At 69.4% G+C, this 7,294-nt stretch carries 6 protein-coding genes; all 6 read left to right on the forward strand.

All coding sequences use genetic code 11. The annotated features are described in order from the left end of the window. Positions 1 to 424, forward strand: a 424-nt coding sequence (locus ACN8HC_RS19620; RefSeq protein WP_490076526.1) for a Rieske (2Fe-2S) protein, incomplete at its 5' end; no start/stop codon positions are given. Between the two features lie 477 nt (positions 425 to 901). Continuing rightward, positions 902 to 2,920, forward strand: a complete 2,019-nt coding sequence (gene uvrC, locus ACN8HC_RS19625; protein WP_490076527.1) for an excinuclease ABC subunit UvrC — start codon at positions 902 to 904, stop codon at positions 2,918 to 2,920. Next, on the forward strand, positions 2,917 to 3,816 hold the full coding sequence (gene rapZ, locus ACN8HC_RS19630; RefSeq protein ID WP_490076528.1) for an RNase adapter RapZ: 900 nt from the start codon (positions 2,917 to 2,919) through the stop codon (positions 3,814 to 3,816). Before uvrC ends, rapZ begins: the two co-directional genes overlap by 4 nt. Before the next feature lie 2 nt (positions 3,817 to 3,818). Next, positions 3,819 to 4,763, forward strand: a complete 945-nt coding sequence (locus tag ACN8HC_RS19635) for a gluconeogenesis factor YvcK family protein (protein ID WP_490076529.1) — start codon at positions 3,819 to 3,821, stop codon at positions 4,761 to 4,763. Positions 4,764 to 4,916: 153 nt separating this feature from the next. Continuing rightward, positions 4,917 to 5,897: a DNA-binding protein WhiA gene (gene whiA / locus ACN8HC_RS19640; RefSeq protein WP_490076530.1), complete on the forward strand. Its 981-nt coding sequence runs from the start codon at positions 4,917 to 4,919 to the stop codon at positions 5,895 to 5,897. Between the two features lie 193 nt (positions 5,898 to 6,090). Continuing rightward, the gene (gap, locus tag ACN8HC_RS19645) at positions 6,091 to 7,086 is read left to right on the forward strand and encodes a type I glyceraldehyde-3-phosphate dehydrogenase (protein ID WP_490076531.1); all 996 of its coding nucleotides are present in this window, start codon (positions 6,091 to 6,093) and stop codon (positions 7,084 to 7,086) included. Positions 7,087 to 7,294: the final 208 nt, after the last annotated feature.

Raw genomic sequence — 7,294 nt, forward strand, 5'->3', positions numbered from 1 at the left:
GGGCGGTGGGCTCGCGGCGGCCGCGGCGCTGGCCGCCTGCGGATCCGGCAGCTCCGGCGGGGGCAACGGGGCCGCGGCCGGTGGTTCGTCGAGCGCCGCCGGGGGTTCATCGACCGCGGCCGGTGCCGGGGGCATCGCGTCGCGCGGCATCGCCACGTCGAAGGTCCCGGTCGGCAGTGGCGTCATCGACGCCGATCTGAGTGCGGTGATCACCCAGCCGACCAGCGGTGACTTCAAGGCGTTCAGCAACATCTGCACTCATCAGGGATGCGCCGTCAGCCAGATCAGCGGGCAGAACATCATCTGCCCCTGCCACGGCAGTGTGTTCAGCATCAAGGACGGCTCGGTCGTGCAGGGCCCAGCGAGCCAGCCGCTGGCGAAGAAGTCCGCCACGGTGAAGGGGTCCCAGGTCATCGTCTCCTGACACGCCACTGACTTTGGGTGTGCGGCGGGCGGCGTACCTGCGCGTAAGTCGCGACGGTCGCGGGTTGTGCGGGCGGCGGGCGTGACACCTGCACGTAGGTCGCGACGGTCGCGGGTTGTGCGGGCGGCGGGCGTGACACCTGCACGTAAGTCGCGACGGTCGCGGGTTTGCGCGCGCCAAAAGCGTGAAACCTGCACGTAAGTCGCGACGGTCGCGGGTTGCGCGCGGCGAGCGCCGTACCTGCACGTAGGTCGCGACGGTCGCGGGTTGTGCGGGCGGCGGGCGTGACACCTGCACGTAAGTCGCGACGGTCGCGGGTTTGCGCGCGCCAAAAGCGTGAAACCTGCACGTAAGTCGCGACGGTCGCGGGTTGCGCGCGGCGAGCGCCGTACCTGCACGTAGGTCGCGACGGTCGCGGGTTGTGCGCGAGGTATGGCGAGGTGCGACCCTGTCCGCGCCACTTCATAGAGTGGAGTCGTGGCCGATCCTTCGTCATACCGTCCGAAGCCCGGGGAGATCCCGGTCGACCCGGGCGTCTACAAGTTCCGCGACAAGGACGGTCGCGTCATCTACGTCGGCAAGGCCAAATCGCTGCGCAGCCGGCTGTCGTCATACTTCCAGGACATCGCGGCGCTGCACCCGCGCACCCGCACGATGGTCACGACCGGCGCGAGCGTCGAGTGGACGGTGGTCCGCAACGAGGTCGAGGCACTGCAGCTCGAATACTCCTGGATCAAGGAGTTCGACCCGCGGTTCAACGTCAAGTACCGCGACGACAAGTCCTACCCCTACCTCGCGGTCACGATGGGCGACGAGTTCCCGCGCGCGCAGGTGATGCGGGGCACCAAGCGCAAGGGCACCCGCTACTTCGGTCCCTACGCGCACGCCTGGGCGATCCGCGAGACGCTCGACCAGCTGCTGCGCGTCTTCCCGCTGCGCACCTGCAGCAGCGGTGTCTTCAAGCGTGCCGGACAGGTCGGCCGCCCATGCCTGCTCGGCTACATCGACAAGTGTTCGGCGCCGTGCGTCGGCCGCGTCACCGCGGAGGAGCACCGGGAGATCGCCGAGGAGTTCTGCGACTTCATGGCCGGCAACACCGGCCGGTTCGTCAAGCGGCTCGAACGCGAGATGCGAGCCGCCAGTGCGGAGCTCGACTTCGAGACCGCCGCGCGGCGCCGCGACGACCTGGTGGCGCTGGAGAAGGCGCTGGAGCGGTCCGCGGTCGTCCTGCCCGATGCGACCGACGCGGATGTCTTCGGCATCGCCGACGACGAGCTGGAAGCCGCGGTCCAGGTCTTCCACGTGCGCGGCGGACGCATCCGCGGGCAGCGCGGCTGGGTCGTCGACAAGCAGAGCGAGGGCGATCTCGGTCTCGCGGACGTCGTCGAACGCCTCCTCGGACAGGTGTATGGCGGGGAGTCGCCCGAGGGCATTCCACGTGAGGTGCTGGTGCCGGCGCTGCCGCCCGAGCCGGAGGCCATGGCCGAGTTGCTCACCGAGATCCGCGGTGCCCGGGTGGACCTGCGGGTGCCCCGGCGCGGCGACAAGCACACCCTGATGGAGACGGTCAATCGCAACGCGACCCAGGGGCTGGCGCGGCACAAGGTGGCTCGTGCCGGCGACCTCACCGCGCGTGGCCAGGCGCTGCAGGACCTGCAGGACGCGCTGGAGCTGGACCAGGCGCCGCTGCGTATCGAGTGCTTCGACGTCAGCCACGTGCAGGGCACCAACGTCGTGGCGTCGATGGTCGTCTTCGAGGACGGGTTGCCGCGCAAGGGCGAATATCGCCGGTTCATCGTGCGCGGCACCCCGCAGCCGGACGGCTCCGTCCGGGTCGACGACACCGCCGCCATGGACGAGATCCTCACCCGCCGCTTCCGCTACTACCTGGACGACCGGGACAAGGCGGGCGACATCGAGCTGGACGACAGCGACGAGGATGGCGCCGGCAGGGGGCCGATCGATGAAACCACGGGCAAGCCCCGGCGATTCGCCTATCCGCCACAGCTGGTCGTGGTCGATGGCGGCAAGCCGCAGGTCGATGCGGCGTCGCGGGCGCTGACCGCGCTCGGCATCGACGACGTGGCCGTGGTGGGTCTGGCCAAACGGCTGGAAGAGGTCTGGTTGCCGGACGACGACTTCCCGGTCATCCTGCCGCGCACGAGCGACGGCCTCTACCTGCTGCAGCGGGTCCGCGACGAGGCGCACCGGTTCGCGATCACCTTCCACCGACAGCGCCGATCGAAGGCGATGACCCGGTCGGCGCTGGACGACATACCCGGCCTCGGGGCGGTGCGTCGCAAGGCGCTGCTGAAGGAGTTCGGCTCGGTCAAGAAGCTCCGGGCCGCCGGTGTCGACGAGATCGCCGCCGTCAAGGGCATTGGCCCCGGTCTCGCCGCTACGGTGCACTCACACCTGCGAGAGGATGACGACACCGTGCCGGCGGTCAACCTGACCACCGGGGAAATCCTGGACGACAAGGAGACCACCCGATGACCACCTCGGAGGAGTCGGAGGCAGGGGCTCCGGAGCTCATCGTCGTCACGGGCATGAGCGGCGCCGGGCGCACCACCGCCGCCAACGTGCTCGAGGACCGCGGGTGGTACGTCATCGACAACCTGCCGCCCCAGCTGCTGGTCGCCATGGCCGATCTGCTCGCCAAGCAGAGCAGCGGCACGCACGACAACATGCCGCGGCTGGCCGCCGTCGTCGACGTCCGGTCGCGGGAGTTCTTCACCGACTTCCGGCAGGGCCTGGACCACCTGCGCGACGAGGGATGGCGTCCCACGGTGATCTTCATGGACGCGACCGACGAGGCGCTGGTCCGGCGCTTCGAGTCGGTGCGCCGGCCGCACCCGTTGCAGGGTGACGGGCGGTTGCTCGACGGAATCCAGGCCGAACGCGAGGCGCTGCGCGACCTGCGCGCGACCTCCGACATCCTCATCGACACCAGCGGACTCAACGTCCATCAGCTGAGCAGCAAGGTGCGCGAGTTCGTCGGTGGCGACGACGGCCCGGCACTGCGGATCGCCGTCATGTCGTTCGGGTTCAAGTACGGCATACCGCTCGACGCCGATCTCGTCTTCGACATGCGCTTCCTGCCCAACCCGTTCTGGAATCCTCAGCTTCGGCCGCACACGGGCAAGGAGTCGATCGTCGCCGACTACGTGCTCGCGCAGCCGGGCGCCCGGGAGTTCCTCGACCGCACGCTCAGCCTGCTCGAGCCGATGACCGCCGGATATCTGCGCGAGGGACGCAGCTACGTCACCCTCGCCGTCGGCTGCACCGGCGGCAAACACCGGTCCGTCGCGATGGCCGAGGCACTGGCCGACCGGCTCAACTCGCGCGACGTCAAATCCCTGGTGGTGCACCGCGACCTGGGGCGGGAGTAGGCATGCCGCGACGCCCGGCCATCGCCGCGCTCGGCGGCGGTCACGGCCTGTTCGCCTCCTTGCAGGCGCTGCAGCTCGTCACCGACAAGATCACCGCCATCGTCACCGTCGCCGACGACGGCGGCTCCAGCGGCCGGCTGCGGGAGGAGTTCGACATCCTGCCGCCCGGTGACCTGCGGATGGCGCTGGCCGCGCTCTGCGACAACTCCGAGTGGGGGTTGCAGTGGGCCGACGCGCTGCAGCATCGCTTCGCCGGCGAGGGACCGCTCGGCGGCCACGCGCTCGGCAACCTGATCATCGCCTCACTGTGGGACCTGCTCGGCGACCCGATCGCCGGGCTCGACCTGGTGGGCCGCCTGCTCGGCGCCCGCGGGCGAGTGCTGCCGATGGCCGCCGAACCGTTGCGGATCGAGGCGAGCGTGCTGGGTGCCGATCCGGAGGAGCCGGAATCCGTCACCGAGATCCGGGGACAGGTCGAGGTCGCCACGACGCCCGGACGGGTGCTCGGCGTGCGGATCCATCCGGACCCGCCGCTGGCCTGCCAGGAGGCGGTGGAGGCGGTCTATGACGCCGACTGGGTGATCCTCGGGCCCGGCTCGTGGTTCACCTCGGTGATGCCCCACCTGCTGGTGCCCGACCTGCGCGAAGCACTCGTGCACACCACGGCCAAGCGGATGCTCACGCTCAACATGGTGATGAACACCGGCGAGACCAGCGGGTTCAGCGCGTCCGACCATCTGGAGGTGCTGGCGGCGCATGCTCCCGAATTGCATCTCGACGTGGTGCTCGCCGACCCGTCGGTGGTGACCGATCACGGTGTACAACTGCGCAGCACAGCCGAATCCTTAGGAGCTGAAGTGGTTTTCGCCGACGTCGCGGACTCGGACCGGCCGGGTGAGCACGACACCCTCCGGTTGGCGGCGGCCTATCGTGATGTGGTGGAGTGATCCCCGCCGGTGTTTACCGAGTCGTAGCATGAGCAAGCCTCACGAAGTTCTCCGCCCGCAGCTCCTGCCGACACTCCTCGACGAGCTCCGGGCAGCACGTCGCGGGGGACAACAGAACAAGCCGCCAACCACCCTCCGAGGAACCGAAGCCAGATGTCGATGACCGCAGCCGTCAAGGACGAACTCAGCAGGTATGTCGTCACCAAGACGTGTTGCCGCAAGGCGGAGATCTCCGCGATGCTCCGGTTCGCGGGCGGACTGCACATCATCGGCGGCCGGATCGTCATCGAGGCCGAGCTCGACACCGCGTCGGCGGCCCGTCGGCTGCGGCAGGCGATCGCCGATCTCTACGGCCAGACACCGCAGGTGCTGGTGATGAGTGGCGGCGGACTGCGTCGCGGCAGCCGCTACATCGTGCGGGTGGCACAGGACGGCGAGGCGCTCGCCCGGCAGACGGGTCTCATCGACCACCGCGGCCGGCCGGTGCGCGGGCTCCCGCCACGGGTGGTCAACGGGTCGGTCTGCGACTCGGAGGCGGCCTGGCGCGGGGCGTTCCTGGCACACGGCTCGCTGACCGAGCCCGGGCGGTCCTCCTCGCTCGAGATCACCTGTCCTGGTCAGGAAGCGGCGCTCGCGCTCGTCGGTGCAGCCCGCCGGCTGGGCGTGCAGTCCAAGGCTCGCGACGTGCGCGGAGTGGACCGGGTCGTCATCCGCGACGGCGACGCGATCGGTGTCATGCTCACCCGCCTCGGGGCGACCGACGCGTTCATGGCGTGGGAGGAACGCCGGATGCGTCGTGAGGTGCGGGCGACCGCCAACCGGCTCGCCAACTTCGACGACGCCAACCTGCGCCGCTCGGTCGAGGCAGCGGTCCAGGCCGGCACCCGGGTCGAACGCGCCCTGGAGATCCTCGGCGACGAAGTGCCCGACCATCTGGCGGAGGCCGGCCGGCTGCGGCTCACCCACAAGGAGTCCAGCCTGGAGGAGCTCGGCCAGAAGGCCGACCCGCCGATGACCAAGGACGCGGTCGCCGGCCGGATCCGGCGGCTGCTCGCGATGGCCGACAAGCGCGCGGCGGAGCTCGGCATACCGGGCACGGAGGCGGCGTTCTCCGGCGACCTGCTCGACGGCTGACTTTGGGACCACCCTCCGGACCACCCGGGCGTATGACGCTCACCACGTCCGGCTGCTGGACGCTCGCGCGAGGTGGTGCGCCTTACTCCCGGGTCATCCCATAGGGTCGATGCTGTGTGGCGCGGCCCGTGGCATACGCTGCGCAACCCTCTTGACCCCGTAACCCTGACAGACAGAAAGGGATGAGTCGCCCGTGACCGTCCGCGTGGGAATCAATGGCTTCGGCCGCATCGGCCGCAACTTCTTCCGGGCCGTCGTCGCGTCCGGTGCCGACATCGAGATCGTCGGTGTCAACGACCTGACCGACAACGCGTCGCTGGCGCACCTGCTGAAGTACGACTCGATCCTGGGCCGCTTCCCGGGTGAGGTCTCCGCGACCGAGACCGACATCACCGCGGGCGGCAAGACGTTCAAGGCGTTCGCCGAGCGCGACCCGGCCAACCTGCCCTGGGGTGAGCTGGGCGCCGACGTCGTCGTGGAGTCCACCGGCATCTTCACCGACGCGACCAAGGCCAAGGTGCACGTGGACAACGGTGCCAAGAAGGTCATCATCTCCGCGCCGGCCAAGAACGAGGACATCACGATCGTGATGGGCGTCAACGACGACGCCTACGACCCGGCGAAGCACAGGATCATCTCCAACGCGTCCTGCACGACCAACTGCCTCGGCCCGATGGCCAAGGCACTCAACGACGAGTTCGGCATCGTCAAGGGCCTGATGACGACCATCCACGCCTACACCCAGGACCAGAACCTGCAGGACGGCCCGCACAAGGACGCCCGGCGCGCCCGCGCCGCCGCGCTCAACATCGTCCCGACGTCGACCGGTGCGGCCAAGGCGATCGGCCTGGTGCTGCCGGAGCTGAAGGGCAAGCTGGACGGCTACGCCCTCCGCGTGCCGACCCCGACCGGTTCGGCCACCGACCTGACCTTCGAGGCCGGTCGCGAGACCACCGTCGAGGAGGTCAACGCCGCGATCGAGAAGGCCGCCGACGGCCGCATCCTGCGCTACACCGAGGACCCGATCGTCTCGTCCGACATCGTGACCGACCCGGCGTCGTGCATCTTCGACTCCGGTCTGACCAAGGTGATCGGCAACCAGGTGAAGGTCGTCGGCTGGTACGACAACGAGTGGGGCTACAGCAACCGGCTGGTCGACCTCGTGCAGCTCGTCGGCCAGGGCCTCTGAGCCGGCCGCCGGCTGCTGCCGTCCGACACCGACGCCTCGAGGAGAGCGACAACTCATGCGAACGATCGACGACCTGGGCAACCTGACCGGCAAGACGGTGCTGGTCCGCAGTGACCTCAACGTCCCGCTGAACGACGCCGGTCGGTCCGGCCGAAGGACGGCAGATGATATCGGATCTGAAGCGACGATGAGGGACGAATCGTCGCTT

Source organism: Flexivirga sp. YIM B11880 (assembly GCF_058148645.1).